The organism is Methanoregula sp., from assembly GCF_028712425.1.
Lineage (GTDB): Archaea > Halobacteriota > Methanomicrobia > Methanomicrobiales > Methanospirillaceae > Methanoregula.
In genome coordinates this window covers 1-17,128 of record NZ_JAQTQD010000003.1, presented here as the reverse complement: position 1 = coordinate 17,128, position 17,128 = coordinate 1, and the positions used below count along the sequence as shown (strand labels likewise).

General features: G+C 52.6%; 18 protein-coding genes and 1 tRNA gene. 9 read left to right on the top strand and 10 right to left on the bottom strand.

The features are described 5' to 3' along the window. Window positions 1-55 precede the first annotated feature (55 nt). On the bottom strand, window positions 56-3,193 hold the full coding sequence (locus PHF39_RS01960; protein WP_300219613.1) for an invasin domain 3-containing protein: 3,138 nt from the start codon (window positions 3,191-3,193) through the stop codon (window positions 56-58). Between the two features lie 302 nt (window positions 3,194-3,495). Between PHF39_RS01960 and PHF39_RS01955 the strand changes: the two genes are divergently transcribed. From PHF39_RS01955 to PHF39_RS01930, 6 genes are read left to right on the top strand one after another with little or no spacing between them, the layout of a single operon-like run. Further along, a complete protein-coding gene (locus tag PHF39_RS01955; RefSeq protein WP_300219611.1) occupies window positions 3,496-4,212 on the top strand; it encodes a hypothetical protein in 717 nt (238 codons plus the stop codon). Then, window positions 4,205-5,311, top strand: coding sequence for a hypothetical protein (locus PHF39_RS01950; RefSeq protein WP_300219609.1), 1,107 nt, complete (start codon window positions 4,205-4,207; stop codon window positions 5,309-5,311). Before PHF39_RS01955 ends, PHF39_RS01950 begins: the two co-directional genes overlap by 8 nt. After that, complete coding sequence (locus PHF39_RS01945) at window positions 5,305-5,805, top strand: hypothetical protein (RefSeq protein WP_300219607.1); 501 nt, start codon at window positions 5,305-5,307, stop codon at window positions 5,803-5,805. The genes PHF39_RS01950 and PHF39_RS01945 overlap by 7 nt, the downstream gene beginning before the upstream one ends. After that, on the top strand, window positions 5,793-6,164 hold the full coding sequence (locus PHF39_RS01940; protein WP_300219605.1) for a hypothetical protein: 372 nt from the start codon (window positions 5,793-5,795) through the stop codon (window positions 6,162-6,164). Before PHF39_RS01945 ends, PHF39_RS01940 begins: the two co-directional genes overlap by 13 nt. Continuing rightward, window positions 6,142-6,615 carry a hypothetical protein gene (locus PHF39_RS01935; RefSeq protein ID WP_300219603.1) on the top strand — a complete coding sequence of 158 codons (474 nt, stop codon included), beginning with the start codon at window positions 6,142-6,144 and terminating at the stop codon, window positions 6,613-6,615. Before PHF39_RS01940 ends, PHF39_RS01935 begins: the two co-directional genes overlap by 23 nt. Then, a complete protein-coding gene (locus PHF39_RS01930) occupies window positions 6,612-7,391 on the top strand; it encodes a hypothetical protein (protein WP_300219601.1) in 780 nt (259 codons plus the stop codon). The genes PHF39_RS01935 and PHF39_RS01930 overlap by 4 nt, the downstream gene beginning before the upstream one ends. A 123-nt stretch (window positions 7,392-7,514) precedes the next feature. Here the strand turns inward: PHF39_RS01930 and eif1A are convergent, their stop codons facing one another. The 4 genes from eif1A to trxA form a co-directional block, all read right to left on the bottom strand. Then, window positions 7,515-7,823 carry a translation initiation factor eIF-1A gene (gene eif1A, locus PHF39_RS01925; RefSeq protein ID WP_300219953.1) on the bottom strand — a complete coding sequence of 103 codons (309 nt, stop codon included), beginning with the start codon at window positions 7,821-7,823 and terminating at the stop codon, window positions 7,515-7,517. A 100-nt stretch (window positions 7,824-7,923) separates the two neighbouring features. Beyond that, on the bottom strand, window positions 7,924-8,565 hold the full coding sequence (locus PHF39_RS01920; protein ID WP_300219599.1) for a LysE family transporter: 642 nt from the start codon (window positions 8,563-8,565) through the stop codon (window positions 7,924-7,926). 130 nt (window positions 8,566-8,695) lie between these two features. Next, window positions 8,696-10,510, bottom strand: coding sequence for a KUP/HAK/KT family potassium transporter (locus PHF39_RS01915; RefSeq protein WP_300219597.1), 1,815 nt, complete (start codon window positions 10,508-10,510; stop codon window positions 8,696-8,698). A 75-nt stretch (window positions 10,511-10,585) separates the two neighbouring features. After that, window positions 10,586-10,987, bottom strand: coding sequence for a thioredoxin (gene trxA / locus PHF39_RS01910; protein WP_300219595.1), 402 nt, complete (start codon window positions 10,985-10,987; stop codon window positions 10,586-10,588). A gap of 122 nt (window positions 10,988-11,109) precedes the next feature. On the opposite strand from trxA, the gene PHF39_RS01905 reads away from it, so the two are divergent. Then, window positions 11,110-11,184, top strand: a tRNA-Met gene (locus tag PHF39_RS01905). A 32-nt stretch (window positions 11,185-11,216) separates the two neighbouring features. On the opposite strand, the gene PHF39_RS01900 is transcribed toward PHF39_RS01905, so the two are convergent. The 3 genes from PHF39_RS01900 to PHF39_RS01890 form a co-directional block, all read right to left on the bottom strand. Continuing rightward, on the bottom strand, window positions 11,217-12,023 hold the full coding sequence (locus PHF39_RS01900) for a tetratricopeptide repeat protein (protein WP_300219593.1): 807 nt from the start codon (window positions 12,021-12,023) through the stop codon (window positions 11,217-11,219). Window positions 12,024-12,101: 78 nt separating this feature from the next. Further along, on the bottom strand, window positions 12,102-12,788 hold the full coding sequence (locus PHF39_RS01895) for a class I SAM-dependent methyltransferase (RefSeq protein ID WP_300219591.1): 687 nt from the start codon (window positions 12,786-12,788) through the stop codon (window positions 12,102-12,104). Between the two features lie 21 nt (window positions 12,789-12,809). Continuing rightward, window positions 12,810-13,595, bottom strand: coding sequence for a response regulator (locus tag PHF39_RS01890; protein WP_300219589.1), 786 nt, complete (start codon window positions 13,593-13,595; stop codon window positions 12,810-12,812). 311 nt (window positions 13,596-13,906) lie between these two features. Here PHF39_RS01890 and PHF39_RS01885 point away from each other — a divergent pair, with 311 nt between their 5' ends. Next, window positions 13,907-14,686 carry a hypothetical protein gene (locus PHF39_RS01885; RefSeq protein ID WP_300219587.1) on the top strand — a complete coding sequence of 260 codons (780 nt, stop codon included), beginning with the start codon at window positions 13,907-13,909 and terminating at the stop codon, window positions 14,684-14,686. A 97-nt stretch (window positions 14,687-14,783) separates the two neighbouring features. Continuing rightward, window positions 14,784-15,560: a hypothetical protein gene (locus PHF39_RS01880; protein ID WP_300219585.1), complete on the top strand. Its 777-nt coding sequence runs from the start codon at window positions 14,784-14,786 to the stop codon at window positions 15,558-15,560. A gap of 349 nt (window positions 15,561-15,909) precedes the next feature. Here the strand turns inward: PHF39_RS01880 and PHF39_RS01875 are convergent, their stop codons facing one another. Together PHF39_RS01875 and PHF39_RS01870 are read right to left on the bottom strand one after the other, a co-directional pair. Beyond that, window positions 15,910-16,068 carry a hypothetical protein gene (locus PHF39_RS01875; protein WP_300219583.1) on the bottom strand — a complete coding sequence of 53 codons (159 nt, stop codon included), beginning with the start codon at window positions 16,066-16,068 and terminating at the stop codon, window positions 15,910-15,912. A 59-nt stretch (window positions 16,069-16,127) separates the two neighbouring features. Next, window positions 16,128-16,754 (bottom strand): hypothetical protein, encoded by a 627-nt coding sequence (locus tag PHF39_RS01870; protein WP_300219581.1) that lies wholly within the window; start codon window positions 16,752-16,754, stop codon window positions 16,128-16,130. Window positions 16,755-17,128 lie beyond the last annotated feature (374 nt).

Genomic DNA, 17,128 nt, shown 5'->3' with positions numbered 1-17,128 from the left:
TCGCACTCCGGTAAGGTGTGAAAAAAGTCGTTTTTCCGGATGCCCTGTCAATCAATTATTCGAGTTTGATATAGATCGTTCCTTCCGATGCACTGATGCAGGTTGAACCGGATTGTGTTACCGAATCATCGGTATCCTCTGCCTGGGCAACGACCCGGAACTCGTAACATTTCCCTTTTACCCAGAGCGACGTATCCGACAGGGATAGTGTATAGTACGAGGGTGAATTGACCACCTGACTGCTGATCATCGTTATGCCGCCGGGGATTGTCTGCCATGCCGCAGCACTATCCGCCACCCGGGACTGCAGCGTTTCTGTAACGGTTTTATCGCCGTCATAGGAGGTCTTCCATGCCAGCTTCCACACGGTTGGATCGGATGTAGTGACCGTGAGATCGCTGACCTGGAGTGTTTTTGTACCAAACCCGGGATTTTCTCCCACCGGATACACCTTGCACTGCATTTCCGGGATGAACGCTGTCTGTGTCACCGGATTCGTGGTATCACTCATGTCGGTGAATGTAATAGAGGAGGTGCTGTCAGGGCCGAAGAGATCGAACGACCCCGCCTGGATCAGTCTGAGGCGTAACGTTGCACTCCAGGTCTCGTTGAGCTTGATTGTTCCAACATTGTAGTTTATCTGGCGGGCACTCCATCCTGCTGTGTCGTCTTGGACTGTACTGAAGAGCTGGTGAAAGATACCGTGCTTGGTGATATTGGTCTTGTTGATATAGGTCGAACTGTCAGCAACAGGCGTCTTCATCTCATACACGTAGTCCATATACTGGGTGATGTCGCCTCCCGTATTGTCGTCGATTGTCACGGTCCCGAAATCGAGGGACACTTCCGTGTCACCTCCAGCGGTTTCCTGAAGATCGCCGGCAATCGCAATATACACGTCTTCGATATTTGCCGAAGAAGCTTCAAAGTACCTTCCACCGGTGGCTGTGGCAAGAGTTTCAAGTGTTGTCTTCCCGCCGCTGGAAATGCTGTCGCCGAATGCGATAGAGTATATTTTTATCCCGTTGTGGCTTGCGTATGCAGCCATGTTCTGGTATCCGTCGGTATCGGAATAGGACATATATGATTCCGTCAAATCCCCAAAGTCCGTAGGACGCCACGATGTATAGCCGCGCCCCCGTGCAAGCGGGTCGCCATAGTAATTATAATCCCCATCGGAGAGGACGATAATGGCCTTGATCGCATTGGATCGAGCCCTCGCTGATTTCAGTTCCTGGACCGCTTTCCGGAGACCATCCCTCAGGGGGGTACCCGAGTAGGGAACCATGGAATTGATCGCCTTCTTGGCATCTGCCGGAACAGAAGTCAGTTCCTGGTCTACTGTTGCATAGTAGAGATAGGATGTCGGAGAGGACTTATAATGTTCATCTCTATACGATTGGTCGTCATGTGTATCCAGATCAATTCCGGGGCCCAGACCAGAATAGGTTGTGGCGGAAGTGTAATCACCTTTGTTTCCAAACGAGACAACCCCGATTTTGTCGTTCGTTCCCATCTCGTCGACAAATGCCGAAGATGCTGCCATAACGTTGACCATCCTGTCCGGGTTACCCTTCATCATACTTCCGGAACGATCGGTGGTGAGGACCACATCGATGGGATTCGGTTTGAGCGCTATGCCATCGCCTTTGAGCTGGATAGTAAGGTTCAGTTCATCCCCGACATGAGCATTGTCGCATTTCATGGACGAATAGGTACTGAGATAAGGGTAGTTCTTCCAGACAAGAAGGATATCCCGCGATTTGGTGATAGTACCTGCCGTGTTCGTCCACCGTGCTGTCACGACCACCTGGCCGGTGGCCGTCGGATCGAATCCGGGCTGTCCTTCAGCTGCAAATGCCCCGGGGCTGAATTCTGTGGTTGCATACCCGTCGTCACCAACCAGGACTGCCTCGGTCGGCCCGACTGCAAGCACCGGATCGGTTGCCCCAATATACACGGCATCATAGGTTGTGGTACCGAGCGAGAAATACACCTTCTCGTTTTTCACCGGGTTGCCCTTCGCATCGACAACCCGTGCCTGGAGAATGGCCCGGGTCGCACTGTCCACGTCGAGGCTTGCCATGGACTGCGGATTTGCAGTAAACAGGAGATCAACCGGGTCGGTATTGTAATATTCAAGTTGCTGGCTGCAGTATCCGACATTGGTTGGATCCCTGCAGACAGCGGCCGGATTAGCGGGGGAAGAGGCATTGAGCGTAAACACCCTCGCTTCATCCTGTGCCGGGAAGATGACCGTGACCTTGCCGTTGAGATTGGTATACTGTGTTGCACTCTGCCCGTCGGTGGATGTGCAGAGCACAGGCGCACTATGAATCGGGTTGCCGAATTTGTCGGTGAGCGTGTAGGTAATGGTCACATCGTTGACCGGGAGACCGTCTGCCGGGAGGGGTGATTTCGTTCCTTCCATGTTGATGGCGCGGGTCTGCTCGATATACGAGGGCGTCTCCTCTGCAATCCCGATAACCGTTTTGGAGGGCATTATCACCATATTGCCGATACGATACATCCAGAGCTTGTTCTCTCCTGCAACGGTGGAGAGCCTTAAGTCAATGGATACATTACCCTCTGTATCTGTATAATACGTTTTTTCGGTTACGAAATTTGTACCATCCTTTAATCCGACACCATCCTCTCCGGTAACGGTGATCTGGACAGCCTCAGGGGCATTCTTACTATCAACGCGGTTATTCCAGTAATCGTAAACAGTAAGATTTACCCGGATCTCCGAACCAACGGGTAACTCTGTCGGATACGCATCAAAACTCGCTTTTTCAGGGATGCCGTGATCGATCCGCTGGAATGTCGTGAGCGTAACGGGAAGTGTCTGGCCATCGTTGACGGACACCGTTGCATGAATGGTAGCATTGCCGCTGATCGTTTTAACAGAAAATACTGCTGTTGCCACTCCATTCACATCGGTTTTGACAGGTGTTGTCGGAGAGATCGTCCCCAGAACCTGCGAGGCAGCATCGAGGGTGAAGGTTACATCCGCATTCGCGACAGGCGCAGTCGCCGTATCCACTACCGTCACGGTGATGATGGAACTGTCCGCACCGTTTGCAGTGATCCATCCCGGGGTACTTATCGTCGATAAGGAAAGATCCAGTGCTGCTACTGCAGAACTGCTCAGGAGGAGAAGTCCGAATAGAACCAGAATTGTTTGTTTCACTATCCTGCCTCCGTTCTGAGCAAGTTTCTCCACGCAATAGTATATATAACTTTTTATTTAAAATTTTGGCCAATTTATTGTTAGATTCGTGAAAAAACAAAAATTTTCACATTTATTGATATTATACCGCACTATTTCTGACCGTTTGGGACACAAGAACCAGAATGCTGGCCGGGCTCTTCCAGGGAACAAGTTAATTTTATAAGAGTGGAATTTTTCTCGATTTGTTTTCTGACAGGAAAAGGGCTAACGGGAGGGATTGCCGGTATCTTTTCTTCAGGTATACATGAGTAAGCGGTTTTGTGAAAAAATCCACCCGGTTGTTCTTAATCAGGATAATAAATGGAAAATTCAACCTACCGCAATTAACGAATGTTTATATCCCTGATCTCTCTTATAAACCATTGGGCAATCTCATGAAAAGAATGAAATATCTTCTTTTTTTTATCGTGATAGCAGTCGCTGTTCTTGGAGTACTTGCCATTATTTCCCTGCCATCACTCACAGTCTTTCCTGATACCGCGGAGCCAAAAGCCAATACGAGTTTCATTATGCTCAACAAGTCTGATCCGTTCACCGGGATCAGTTTTGATGATGTGGCATCCCGCATACCGGTCAGCATGTCTGGTATGGAAGAAAACGCTACTGCAACACCCAGTATCCGGATGATCCAAGGATATGGTCTCGATCCCACGGGCAATGCCAGCAGTTGGGATGTCATTATCTGCCAATCTGGGCAGACAATCCTGGTGACCTATAACCACCATGGAGAGAGAGCGTATAACTGGTCAGGCACATGCCCGGAACAGGATATTAACCTCGGCCATATGATAACGCCGCGGGATCTGTTCCTGAAAAACAGGGACAGGATCTTCCTGCAACCGGACTCGGCCGCAAACGAGTCGCGGGAACTGGCTCTCGCAGGGAGTACTTACTTCCTTACCATCACCAGCACAGGACGGCAACGGGATCTCAGATTCGATGCAATAACAGGAGCGCTGACTTCCACCAATGACTGACGATACCGGTGCAATGTCGATTGACTTTCTGATCGGATTCACCATATTCATGCTTGCATTCATCTGGGTAGCAACCATGATTCCCGGACTGTTCATCGGGATCCAGTCCCACACAATCGATTTCGATGCCGTTGCGTACCGGACAGGAGTCATCCTTGCAGAGGATCCCGGAGATGTCGGTTCTTTGGCAACAGCCGGCATTCCCTGGGAGCTGCAGTCGAATCCGAGCCAGTACCCGGACAAAATTGCCCGGTTCGGTCTTGCCGTCTCAAAAGACACCCCGGGAATTCTCGATGAAACCAAGGTAGACCGGTTTTTCAACACCACGGAGTTTGTCTATCCCACGGACTACCAGAAATGGGCGATATTCGGGGATTTCCCTTACCGGTTCAATATTTCCCTGAAAGAGGAAGGAAAAGATACCATCAGGTCAGTCGGTGACATAATTCCCGTCAGTTACCCGTATGGCTACATACGCAGGGACGTAAAAATCCGGAGCGGGAGCAATACAACGATCGGTGAGACAATGATCAAGACATACCACTATAACAATACCGAAGAAGTGTTTAATCACCGGTTCTCCATCATGATCAATACATCGTCCCTGTTATTCGATGATGTAGGAATGCTGAAGAGTCCGACCGGGGATGCAGCGTACCGCCTCAACCCCATGAGGGACAGGATCATCATCAATATCACGGATTTTGATAAAATGCCGGAACCGTTAAAGCCAGGAACCACCAAGTCAGTATCAAACGTCCAGTTTTATACGAGATCCTATGGGAAGTCCACGCTCGACCCGTTACCGGCTGTGTCCCCCAGTGGATTCCTCTATATGGATGGGGAAACGACAGCAGTTCCTGCGTTCCCGGCGGCTTTTTCAAATGGCATATCGATGGTATTTGAACCGGGCTTTTTCAATACAATTGGCGATATAGGTACCGACGATACGATCTTCATCTACCTGACATTTACGGTAAATCAAAAGCAGCAGTTCCTGAACAACACCCACACCGAACCGTTTCCGTACGATTACAACCCGGTGAACGTAACCCAGCCTGAACTGACCGATGCAGTGATAGAGGTGGCGATATGGTAAATGATGACGGCCAGTTGTATACCATTGAGGGGGTCGCAGCAGCGCTCATCCTCCTCCTGACCGCGTACATGGTAGTGAACTCCACATCCGTATACACAGCGGGGGACACCCACATCAGCGATATGCAGCTTGAAGTTGTGGGGGACGATGCCCTGAAGATGATGAACACTGCGCCCAACAGCTCGGTTGACAAAACCTCCCTGCAAACCATTGTTGAGACAGGCGATTCTGCGCAGTTCCGGACGATGTTTGATACTATCGTGAATGCAAAGACCGGCACAGACCGGGATCGTATCCAGTTCATGGCAAACGTTACCTGCGAACGGGACGGAGTTGTCAGCAGTGTACCTTTAAGTGAGTCTTCCCATATGTTTGCGGGAGGAGAACATGCTGTGCGGGTATCCGAGTGGGTCATTGTTGACAGTTCTGACTGTACGGATCCCTCATCCGGTAAACATGCCGTTTTAGTGGAGGCATTAGTATGGCGCGACTGAACGATGATGCACAGTGGATTGTGCTTATGGGATTTGTCGTGAGTTTTGCCCTGTTCTTTATCGCGATCCTGATCAACCAGTCAACGGTTGTAGGGCAGACCACCGCCGAGGCGGTGTCGGAATTCCCCAAAACGGATATCCGTGAGGTACGGGGTATGATCATCCGGTCGGAATTCCTTAGTGATGAGAACGATAAAACCACCGTGCAGAGGGAGATCCGGAACCTTTCCTTAAGCAGGCATAATGCCGTGGTAAATTTCTCCTCAAACCGGCCGGGAGGATTGGATCCCTACACGTATATTGAAATTCACTACAACAACGGGGTGACAGCATATAATGAGACGTGGAGATCAGAATAAACAATACCCGGGCGAAACTGATGGCGGGGTTGCAACCCTTATCGAGTATATCCTGATCTCCGGCGTCCTTACCGGCCTGTTCGTTGTTGTACTCCTTCTCACGAATACGCATTTCATGGAAATGCCCGCAAGAACCATCACGTACTCGGCATATACGGACATCAGCAACGGGGTCTCCACAAGGATTGTTGATATCTATTCCATCGCACCGGTAAACGGCGATATCACCTCGAAGTTCGACATCCCGGATGAGGTTGCCGGGCGAGGATATCTGGTTGAGGTCGGGAATCTCTATGACGAAGACCTCTCTGCCCAGACTGTGCGCATCAGCGGAAATTCTGTTACTGCCAATGTGGCAATCGCCGGGATAGGATCTACCCGGAGGGCCGGCGGGAATACCACGGGCAGTGGTATGAACAGGATCAGTTACAATTCCGGAGGATTTGTATGACGAAGAGAATATTCCAGGCATCGGGTAGTGACGGTGTGTCGGAGTCCATCGGGTTTCTCCTCATCTTCACGCTGATGATGGCTGGCATCGGCCTTGTCACCCTGTACGGGTACCCGATGCTGATGCAGCAGCAGACGAGCGCGGACGAACAGATCATGGAGAAAAACATGATCGTGCTCCAGAATGATGTTAAAAGCCTGGCCTACAAGACCGTCCCCTATAAGGAGACCTCGCTGAAGATTGGGGGAGGGGTCCTGACAGTCTATAATTCACTCCATACTCCCCCGTCGTCAACAATTACTATCCGTGATGGATCAGGCGCTATTGTTGAGGACTTTAAGTCCGGGGACCTGACGTACGATTCCGCATCAACAAATACAGAAGTATCTCTCCAGAACGGCGCTGTTGTGAAACGCCAGAATCTGGGTTCCGTGATGCTCGCAGAGCCGCGGTGGTTCTATGACGGGCAGACGAAAACCATGGTTATCAACCTTGTGAACCTGACAAGCAACGGCCTGATGGCAAAGCATGGTATCGGCACGGTGCAGATGGCATTGGGCGAGACCCGGTTCGATGACCACGTGCCGTTGAATGATATATATATCGATTATACATACGATCCTGACCGGGATTACTCGACCGCTTGGGATAATTATTTCCGAAATACCCTGGGGATGACACAAATACCTGCAACCGAACCGCTGCGGACGTATAAATTTCCCCCGACAAGCCGACTGGTAATCAAACAATACGAAGTGATTATCCGGTCACTCTGATCTCTTTTTGAGCAGGAGTCCATGGAATTTGTTTTCAGATAGGTGCGAGGAAAAAGTGACTCCCCGGTTACCCTGTTTTCACTATAAAATTTATAAGATTCTTGAATTATCGAAAAAGAGAGATTACAGATAATTATTCCGCCTCAGCCACTCAACCTGCGGGCCGGTGTAGCGGTACACGATATCGCATTTCTCGTCCTGGAAGTTCCACGGGATGATAATCAGGATATCGCCTTCCCGGATCCAGACTTTCTTCTTGATCTTTCCCTTGATCCTTCCCATCCGGGTCACGCCGTCAAAGCAGCGGATGCGGATATGGTTTGCACCCATCATGAGCTCGGCACTGCCGAACATCTCCCGGTTGCGTTTCTGGGGCAGCCTGACCCTGATGACCTCATCGCCCGGGGGTGCTGCCGGTTTCTTCTCTGTCAGTGGAACCTCTCCCTTGATCCCGTAAAGACGGCTGGTACGTGCTTAATTATTGGTGTTTGGGAAAATATAGTTATTCTTACGGGGGCCGGGGTGCACCGGTTTACATACCGGTTATCCCCGCCAGTGCGAGGACCGGCGTGAGGATCATCACCGCCCCGACACCGGCAATGAAGATACCGGATGCACGGTTGATGAGCGTCAGGTTCCGTTCCGTGAGCCGGGCCCGGAACGACCCGACCATCCAGCACAGGATGATCCACCACAGAGCCGAACCGGCAATGAAACCGGAGACAAACCATCCTGCCGACAACAGCGAAGTCCCGCCAAAGACAAACCCATAGCCCGGCAGGGTCACCATGAGAAAGACCAGCGTCATCGGGTTTGCCAGGGCAAGGGCGAGCATCGAGAGAAAGTCTTTCGAATACCTGTCCTGGCCGGTCGTGTCCTGCCTGCGGTCGGGGACAAAACCGATGATCCTCACACCGACAACAATGAGGACCAGCCCGGCAAAGATCCTGAGCGGGACTTCAAAGGAGAGGATAAACCCTGAAATGGCGGCAAGCCCGAGGAATGCAATGACAGCATAGACGGAATCAGCAACCGTTATGCCAAACCCGGAGAAGAGGCCATGGAGCCTGCCGGAAGAGAGGGTCCGCTGGATGCAGATGAGGGACAGCGGCCCGACTGGTACGGCAAGGATGAGGCCGACAATGATTCCCTGGATGACGAGCCCGAAATCCATAGCGTTACCCCGGTGTTACTGGTTACTCTGTTGACTGTATCCTGTCATCAATGTTGCAGTGTCGCGCCCGAAAAGCGCCGGGCCGGCAGGGATGGCGGCTGCCCGGCACACCCGCATTGCACTCCCCGGGTCACATCACGACCCGGGTCACGACACCGTGGATCTTCTCCGGGGGAAGGGCATAGAACTGGATGAACGGCGGGGTGTTCTTCTTGATGATGCCGTAGATCTTCCAGATGAGCGTATCGGAGACCACGCTCTCGATGCCGTAGAAGATCGTCTTCTCGTCGATCCCCTTCTCCTGCAGCAGCTTCACCACGTCCACGATCTCCATGTACCCGCATTCCACCCGGAAGATGTGGAGGCCGGGTGCAATTGCGGTGTCAAAGTCCGTTGTAATGCCAAATGGCTTCTCCGTGATCTGGATGGAGACAAGGATATTATTCTCGTACAAAATCTCGTTTTTGAAGATGACCTGGGGGAGGTAGGGAGAGAGCCGGTGGACATCCCCGACGAAATAAAGAGCTGTCCCGCGGATCTTGTGCAGGTTCGCGTAGCTCTCCTTGTACTTCGGGAGGAACTCCTCGATGGGAACCGGGCGGAGGATCGCGTGGAGCCGGTCCTGGCCGAGGATGAACGTGACGATAACGATGAGCGGGATGGTGGCGATGAAGAACGACCAGTATGCACCATGGGGGATCTTGAAGAGCGTGGAAATGAAGAAGATCGCGTCGAGGGCGATCAGGGTGCCGGCAATGAGCATCTTTATCTTCTGGTCCCTCTTGAAGAAGATGATCGTCATCAGGATGGCGGAGATCATCATCGAGCCCGAGACGGCGAGGCCGTACGCCGCCGAGAGGTTCTCCGAGGACTGGAACTCGAAGATGACAAGGAGGACGCCAAAGAGGAGCATCCAGTTGACCGCGTCGATGTAGATCTGGGACCGGAGCTCGGGGGAGGTGTATTCGACCTTCATCTTGGGGATGATTTTTTTCATCATTCCCTGGTACATGATCGAGAACATTCCGGAGATCATCGCCTGCGAGGCAATGACCGTGGCGCAGATGGAGAGGATGAGAAACGGGACCAGGAGCAGGGGATTGATGTGGTTGATCATCGCAAAGAGGACATTGTGGGTATTGTCCGTCTGCATGACATACGCCCCCTGCCCGAGGTAGCTGAGGACGAGAGCCGGGAAGACCACCGCCCAGCCCTTGACAATCGGTTCCCGGCCCAGGTGCCCCATGTCGGCATACAGCGCCTCGCCACCCGTGACACAGAGGATAACTGCCGACATGACCATCAGCGATGCCCAGCCGTTGTCGATAATGAAATCAATGGCATAGGTCGGGCTTAAGGCAAAGAGGACCTGCGGGGCAGCGATGATCGAGATAATCCCGGAGAGGGCAAGGACAGCGAACCAGACCACCATGACGGGCCCGAACGTCCAGGCAATGCGGTCAGTCCCGCGCTTCTGGAAGAGGAAGAGCCCGATGGCAATCACGGCTGCAATGAGGAGGAGCGTGAACCGGGGGATCCCCGCAAACCCGGGTATCAGGGCAATCCCCTCGACCGCCGAGAGGATACTGATCGCCGGGGTGATCACACCGTCGCCGATGAAGAGGGCAATCCCGATGATGGTGAGGACCGAGACCGCGGACGCGGCAATCCCGGGCTGCAGGAGCGTATCAACGATATTTTTCAAAACGATTGTCCCGCCCTCGCCCTTGTCGGAGAGGGACATTGCAAGCCAGATGTACTGGACCGAGATGACGATAAGGAGCGTCCAGGTGACAAGGGAGAGGAGGCCGAAGATGTTGAACGAGGACGGGATCATGAAGAGCATGACCGCACCCATCGTATAGATCGGGCTCGTCCCGATATCCCCGAAAACGAGCCCGAGAGACTTGACGATCTTCGATAAAGGTGTTCCCGGATCGCCCATTATCTCATTGGTTAGGATTGATATCGGGTAAACCTTTTCATTTCCTGCGCCGGGAGGGAAGACCTGAACAAGAGGTTAATCAAGCCCGAACCTGCGGATGATCTTCTCCCGGATCGCTTCCCTGGGATACGCCCCGATGATCCGGTCCACCAGCTGGCCCCGGGAGAAGAGCATGATCGCCGGAATGGCATCGATGTTGAACTGTAGGGCAATGCGCCGGTTGTCATCGGTATTGCACTTGCCAAAGGCAACCTTCCCGGAAAATTCAATGGAGAGCTCGTCCATCACCGGCGCGATCCTCTGGCAGGGCCCGCACCACTCCGCCCAGAAATCGATGACGGCAAACTGGTTCGTGGTCACGAACTGCTGGAAGTGCATCTCATCGACGTGCTGTACTCCGCCTTTTTGTGCGCCCTGCATTTTCCCGGTCAACTCCTGCATCCGCTTCTCCCGTATACGGGCAAGCTCATCATCCATGGTTTCACTATACCGTTGTCCCGATATAATCCTAGCGGAGGCAACAGGAGAGACCGGGACGGGAATACTGAGTAAAGTATATCAGCGCCGCCTGACTATATTATAACCCTGATTATTAAGGAAGCGAGGTAGGGTAGTCAGGATATCCCGACGGGCTCATAACCCGTAGATCGATGGTTCAAATCCATCCCTCGCTACTGATCTGTTTTAAAAACCTGATTGCGGAAGATTACTTTCTCGATCCAAGGGCGATGACTGCACCAGCGAGCCCGACAACTGCGATCCATCCCAGCGGGGATTTTGCCGGCGTTGTCCCTGCAGGAGCGGGGCTGCAGCCTGTTTTCACGGCAGCAAGTTTCTCTTCTGCAGTGCCAAAGCCCGGCCAGGGTAGCACATATTCCCGGTCAATCGCGATCGAGTGTTCCAGTGCAGCCACCGCACCGGAGCAGTCTCCGCTGGCGGCAAGGACCATGCCTTTGATGTGCCAGTAATGGGCGCTCCCGGGATCTTGTTCAAGGGCCGTATCAACAGCTGCAAGTGCCAGGGCATTCTGTCCAAGCCCGCTCTGGGCCAGTGCTTTCACGCCATAGTTTGTGGTGTACGTTGGATCCAGGGAGATGCCGGTCTTCGCATCGTTCAGGGCCGCAGAATAGTTACCGAGGGCAAGATAACCGTACCCCCGGTTCGCGTACCGCACTGCTTTTGGGTCGAGAGGGATAGCCCGTGAGACGAGGTCAACAGATTTCTGGTACTGCCCCATCTTCCGGAACGTGTAGCCTTGGAGACAGAGAAGGCCCGGGTTGTCCGGGTACCACGCAAGGCCGCGTGTCGTGACCGTAAGCGCACGTGTCCAGTTCGACTCCGTGACTGCTGCCTGTGCTTCGGCAATATATACCGCGGCGTCCTGAGGGGGCGTACCCGACGTATCGGCTGCAGCAGATGAGACACCGGCAACGGTCGGGGCTGCAGAAGCAGCGGCAATCAGCAGGCAGAGCGAGAAAAGAATGGCAACAAAGAGTCTGGCAGGCACTCTCATGGAGAATCACTGATGAGAGGTACAACGCGGGACTACATAGTCCTGTGGTCTGAAACCACCGGGTCCCCAACAGAATCCTTACAGGGCCCCGCCCTTCCGTGCAACGGTTACCATGAATGTCCGGTTCCGGTACACCACGTCCACATCCGAGAAGCCGGCTTCCTTCAGCCACGCGAGCTGGTCGGAGAGTTTCTCGTTCTTGTCCAGTGAATCGCGACGCTTCAGGATCTCTTCATGCTGCTCCGCATTCATCGGGCCGGTCTTCAAAAAATCGTTCCAGTACTCTAAGTACCGTTTCTGGAAGTAGAGCGTCTCCCCGTCAGCCTGGTCAGCGTTGACAAAGATCCCCCCGGTCCGGAGAGCATCGTAAACCCGGCGAAAGAGCTGACGTTTATCCGCCGGTTCAAGATGGTGAATGGAGAGGGCCAAGCAGACAATATCGAACGGCCCGCCAAGTTCGCCCGTGGAGTAGTCGCGCACGATGTATTCTGTGTGCTCACGGCCGTCGAACCGCTGGCGGGCCATCTCCAGCATGTTCTCGGCGATATCGATGAGCGTCAGGTGCGCACCCTGGAACTTCTCCAGCAGGAACATGGAGAAGAGGCCGGTGCCGGCACCGATGTCAAGGATCTCCGGTTCGGCTTTTTCCGATTCCGCAGCCCAGACTGCGGTTCCGTAAAACTGCCGGAGCTCCGGGATGATATACTCCCGCTGCCGGTCATAGTGCTGCGCGAACCGGTTGAACGCGTGCCGGATATGATCCATATCCTCCCGCCTCCTCTTACGTTACTGGGGCATCCCGGGCTTCGGGGTCTTCTCCCGGATTGAAACGAGAACCGCAAGGAACTGCCCGCGGTTGTCCAGGATTGGCCGGATATTGAGCCGGACTTTCCGGCGCTTGGACGTTGTCGTCACCATCGCGGTATTGGACTCATGGATGACCCCGGTCATGTGGGTGGCAGACTCGGCGATCGGATCCTTGAGCTGCTCATCGGTCTTGTCGTTGATGAACATCATGACCTCGCGCCAGTGCCTGAGGTAGATGTCCTTTGCAGGAAGATCGATGTACCAGAGCGCTGTCGGGTTGAAGTAGATAATCCGGCCCCGCTTGTCGGTCATGATGACCGCGTCGAGCATCTCCTTGATCTTGCCGGGTTCTCCCGCGGGATACTGGCTCGCGGACTTCGACCGCTGGCTGTGGTTGTAGATCGCAAGCTCCACGTTGGTCGCGATCTCAATGGGGGTGAACGGCTTGAAGATCACTCCGTACGGCTGCGAGAACTTTGCTTTACTAATCTTGCCCTCATCAGTACAACCTGTCACGAAAAGGATGGGGTAGGAGAAGAGCTGGAAGATGTAATGCGCTGCCTCAAGACCGTCCATCTTCCCTGCAAGGCCCACATCCATGATGATGAGGTCGGGGTCAAGCTCCGCCGATTTTATGACCGCCTCTTCACCGGTCGTCACGACTCCCGCCACCGAGTAGCCCTTCTTCTGGAGCATGGTCGCAAGGAGGTGCGTGATGATGGTGTCGTCTTCGACAATGAGGATGCGGGTGGCAGAGGGGGGCATGGATCACCGGGTGTCGTGTTGTTTATGCCGGATGTGGAACCTGAAATTGTTTATGCTTTTCTGATGACGAGAATCTTCACACCCGGGCCAGGAGAAGACCACTGGTCTTCGACCGGCCACGCAGGGTTCTTCGGTACCCCCCGGTTTCTGAGATCCCGGAACATCGGGGAAAATGAAGACCGTCACCCGATTTCGGTATACCAGATCTCAAAATTTTCATCAAACCGCTCTGAAAAGGGCCCTGCCTGAACCGGGATTCACGCAACCCTCAGGCATAATACCCGGAAAAAAGAGAGTGGAATACGACACGCATGGCACCGGAACACGGGCATCCTTCCCGGGCACTTCGGATCGGGTCTCTCCTTGTTTTCTGCCTGCTCCTCATGCCATGCATCACCGTGCCGGTCCCCGCCGGGGTCCCGCCGCCGGAATACCGGGCCAGCGTTATGCTGCCGTATCTTGATGGGGTCAACCAGTCCGTCCGGATCAATGTAAGCGAGACCCGCGAGCCGTTACCTGAATTCCCGGATCTCTCCCGGTATAACGTCAGCCGGACGTTCCTGGATACCAGAACGGGAGACCACTACGCTTGCGAGGCATGGTATTTCACCGATCGCCACGAGCTGTCCGCCGGGTCAGCATCCATCAAATCCTGGATGGCCTCGCGGGGGGAGCTGTCGGATACCACCATCGATCTTCTCCCGGAACTGGAACAATACTCAAAAAATCCCTGGTACGCCGGGTATTATCTCGGGCTGAATTATTCGGTTCTGAAGATCCCGGTGACTGAATTCCGGAGCAACGCCACTTCGGGATACCTCATTGTCCTGCCCAACCATTCGTACATCGCATACTATGGCAGGGCAGGCTCGTACCGGGCCGGTGAAAATTTTTCCTTCCAGAAGATCCTCATGGCAAGTTCCGTTCCCCCGAATCTGGGCGGGGAATTCGGCCACTCGTTACCTCATATGCCGGAACATTCTTCCGCGTCCCCGTCCCTCTCCCCGCTGGACTGGCTGCTGGTGCTCCTCCTCTTTGGTTTCGGGATAGTGGTGTTCGGGTACCTGTTACCGGGAATGAGATTACCATGACCGGGGAGGCCGGATTCCGATGAGAGGATGTCACGGCAGGACGAGGCGGGCAGGGCCGGTTGTCGGGATTATCAGGCACATCAAAATACAATTACCCATGAAAAGAGAGTACACCATGAGACACATGGCAGCGGAAAACCGGGATCTTTACCGGATAATCCAAATCGGTACTCTCCTTGTTTTCTGCATGTTCCTCTCCCAAATCATCGCAGTACCAGCCTCCGCAGGTATCCCGCCGCCGGAATACCGGGCCGGTTACATGCTGCCCCGCCCCGAGAGTCTCAACGCCTCCATCCGCGGTGACTTTATCGTAACCCGGGAGCCGGTGCCGGAATTCCCGGATCTCTCGAAGTATCACGCGTACCAGAATATCCTGTACACGAAGACCGGAGACCATTATGTTACGGAAGTCTGGTACTTTACGGAAGGAAAGGAATTTTCAGACCAGTCTGCCCGGATCACATCGTATCTGGCATCTCATGGAGAAATTTCGAATACTTCGCTCTGTCTTTTTTCAAACGGGTCCAATTCCTCAGCGGATATCGTGGTTCATACGATTCCTGCCATCGGATACCGGAGCAATACGACATCCGGATATCTCGTCACGTTACCCGGTTACATGTACATCATATATTACGGCCGGACAGGAATTGATCGTCCTGATGATAACTCATCCGTCCAGAGCGATCTGATTACATCGGCGCTCCATTCGGAATTCCTGGTGTGGCAGTTTGAGGGTCTCCCTCCTTCCCCGCCGGGTCAGCCTGATAAAGTCCTGCCCAACGTCATCTCGATCCTGGCAGTGATACTCTGTCTCGTCCTTGGCGGGATCGTGATATCGGAATATATTCTGCCGCGACTGGGGATACGCTGACGGATCATATGGTGATGCGGCCGGCTCCGGAAAGGACCTGAAAAAGGATCTCTCAGATAAGCCCAAAACGGGCCCCGTTTGCCAATCCGGCGATTCGGTTTTCCGGATCCACAGAATTTTTGTCCACCGCCCCAGGAAAAATCCCATAACAGCCGTCTTTCTGGAAACGGGGCATTTTAGCGGATTTCCAAACCTGCAAAACAGCTGCCCGCAAATGCCCCCATTTGGAGCCCGCTCCTTTAGTCAAAACTGTTCCCGGCAGGGCACCGGGGCAGGATAAGGCGGTTTTCCGGGGGGTGGTGATTTTACGTCAAAAAAAAGACTGGACAAACAGGGAATGGGGGCTATCTTACGCCTCATAGCTCCCGAGCTTGGTCTGGTACGTCGCGTCCACGAAATCCACGTTGCAGGTCTTCGCCTGCTCGCCCTCGATCGGGAGCGGGTAGCAGATTCTGAGGCGCCGGTGGAGAGAGCGTTGCCACTTGAGCCGATTATCAGGTAAATGCAAATAATTACTGAAAAATGATGCAGAAGTGAAAATCAATCAAAGCTTATATCACAATACCATTATTCAGGTTTTTCTCCGGCTTTTTTCAGGATTGTTACAACACCAATAGCTGCTGACAGGGATAAAAAAAATGAAAGCAACTGAACTCCCGATTGCGTAGGTTTGAGAGATCTGTCTATAGTGAGAGGAAATGATGTCCGATTGAGTAATACTTCCTCATCAGGGCCTGCATCGAGATTCCATACACTGATATAATAATCACCGGGAAGCAGCATAGTTGAATTAAAACTGACGAAAAAATTGCGATCAGTTCCATCGGTTCGATTCCGGACTATTGTATCGAGTTGCCAACCTATTGCTTTTCCTTCTGGTACTGTTTTTTGATGCCAGTCCCGGTGAATTTCAATATACAGATGTGTGCCCGCAGGTAGTGTGGTCGATCCGGAGATTTCGATTGGTTCTCCTGAATCATAATCTGTTTTTGGTAAATAAACAAAAGTGTTCTGATCGGCGTCCTGAAGAGAAGTAATATCCGGTATAGGTCGAGACGGGGTTTTGATTTTAACAGGTTCGAGAACGGATGAATTCTGTGGTTGTTCAAGTGCCCAGCAACAACAGATTATGGATGAGATCGAACTGAATATCAGTAAAAGGATCAGGATTTTTTCCCTTTTTTGATAACGCATGAGAATCGTACAATCTGATACACTATCAAAATATTAAAATTTTGATGTCAAAAATTAAAACGATCTTCTTTTATACAATAATTAAAAAAACAATAAGATATGTCAATTTCTATTATGAATAAAATTTGTATAGTCTTAATTTTCTGTTTATCGGGGATCGTCATACTTCCAGTAGCTGGAGATGTGAATATGGATGTCACGGATAAGAATTCAAATCCGGAAATCTCATCGGATACTTTAAATTTTGTGCTCTGTAGAAATCCTCAATTAAGATAAATTGAATGAATCTGTCAAGGTTAGCAAGGATAATCTTGCAAGAGATTTCCTTCCTCTGCATTTGGTATAACCGAGCTTTCAGATCCGCTCCGAATCTG

Coding starts and splice junctions, on each gene's coding strand:
- PHF39_RS01935 (WP_300219603.1), top strand. CDS start 6,142: ATGAGACGTGGAGATCAGAATAAACAATACCCGGGCGAAACTGATGGC.
- PHF39_RS01880 (WP_300219585.1), top strand. CDS start 14,784: ATGAAAAGAGAGTACACCATGAGACACATGGCAGCGGAAAACCGGGAT.
- PHF39_RS01900 (WP_300219593.1), bottom strand. CDS start 12,023: ATGAGAGTGCCTGCCAGACTCTTTGTTGCCATTCTTTTCTCGCTCTGC.
- PHF39_RS01870 (WP_300219581.1), bottom strand. CDS start 16,754: ATGCGTTATCAAAAAAGGGAAAAAATCCTGATCCTTTTACTGATATTC.
- PHF39_RS01950 (WP_300219609.1), top strand. CDS start 4,205: ATGACTGACGATACCGGTGCAATGTCGATTGACTTTCTGATCGGATTC.
- PHF39_RS01945 (WP_300219607.1), top strand. CDS start 5,305: ATGGTAAATGATGACGGCCAGTTGTATACCATTGAGGGGGTCGCAGCA.
- trxA (WP_300219595.1), bottom strand. CDS start 10,987: ATGGATGATGAGCTTGCCCGTATACGGGAGAAGCGGATGCAGGAGTTG.
- PHF39_RS01890 (WP_300219589.1), bottom strand. CDS start 13,595: ATGCCCCCCTCTGCCACCCGCATCCTCATTGTCGAAGACGACACCATC.
- PHF39_RS01940 (WP_300219605.1), top strand. CDS start 5,793: ATGGCGCGACTGAACGATGATGCACAGTGGATTGTGCTTATGGGATTT.
- PHF39_RS01885 (WP_300219587.1), top strand. CDS start 13,907: ATGGCACCGGAACACGGGCATCCTTCCCGGGCACTTCGGATCGGGTCT.
- PHF39_RS01930 (WP_300219601.1), top strand. CDS start 6,612: ATGACGAAGAGAATATTCCAGGCATCGGGTAGTGACGGTGTGTCGGAG.
- PHF39_RS01920 (WP_300219599.1), bottom strand. CDS start 8,565: ATGGATTTCGGGCTCGTCATCCAGGGAATCATTGTCGGCCTCATCCTT.
- PHF39_RS01895 (WP_300219591.1), bottom strand. CDS start 12,788: ATGGATCATATCCGGCACGCGTTCAACCGGTTCGCGCAGCACTATGAC.
- PHF39_RS01915 (WP_300219597.1), bottom strand. CDS start 10,510: ATGGGCGATCCGGGAACACCTTTATCGAAGATCGTCAAGTCTCTCGGG.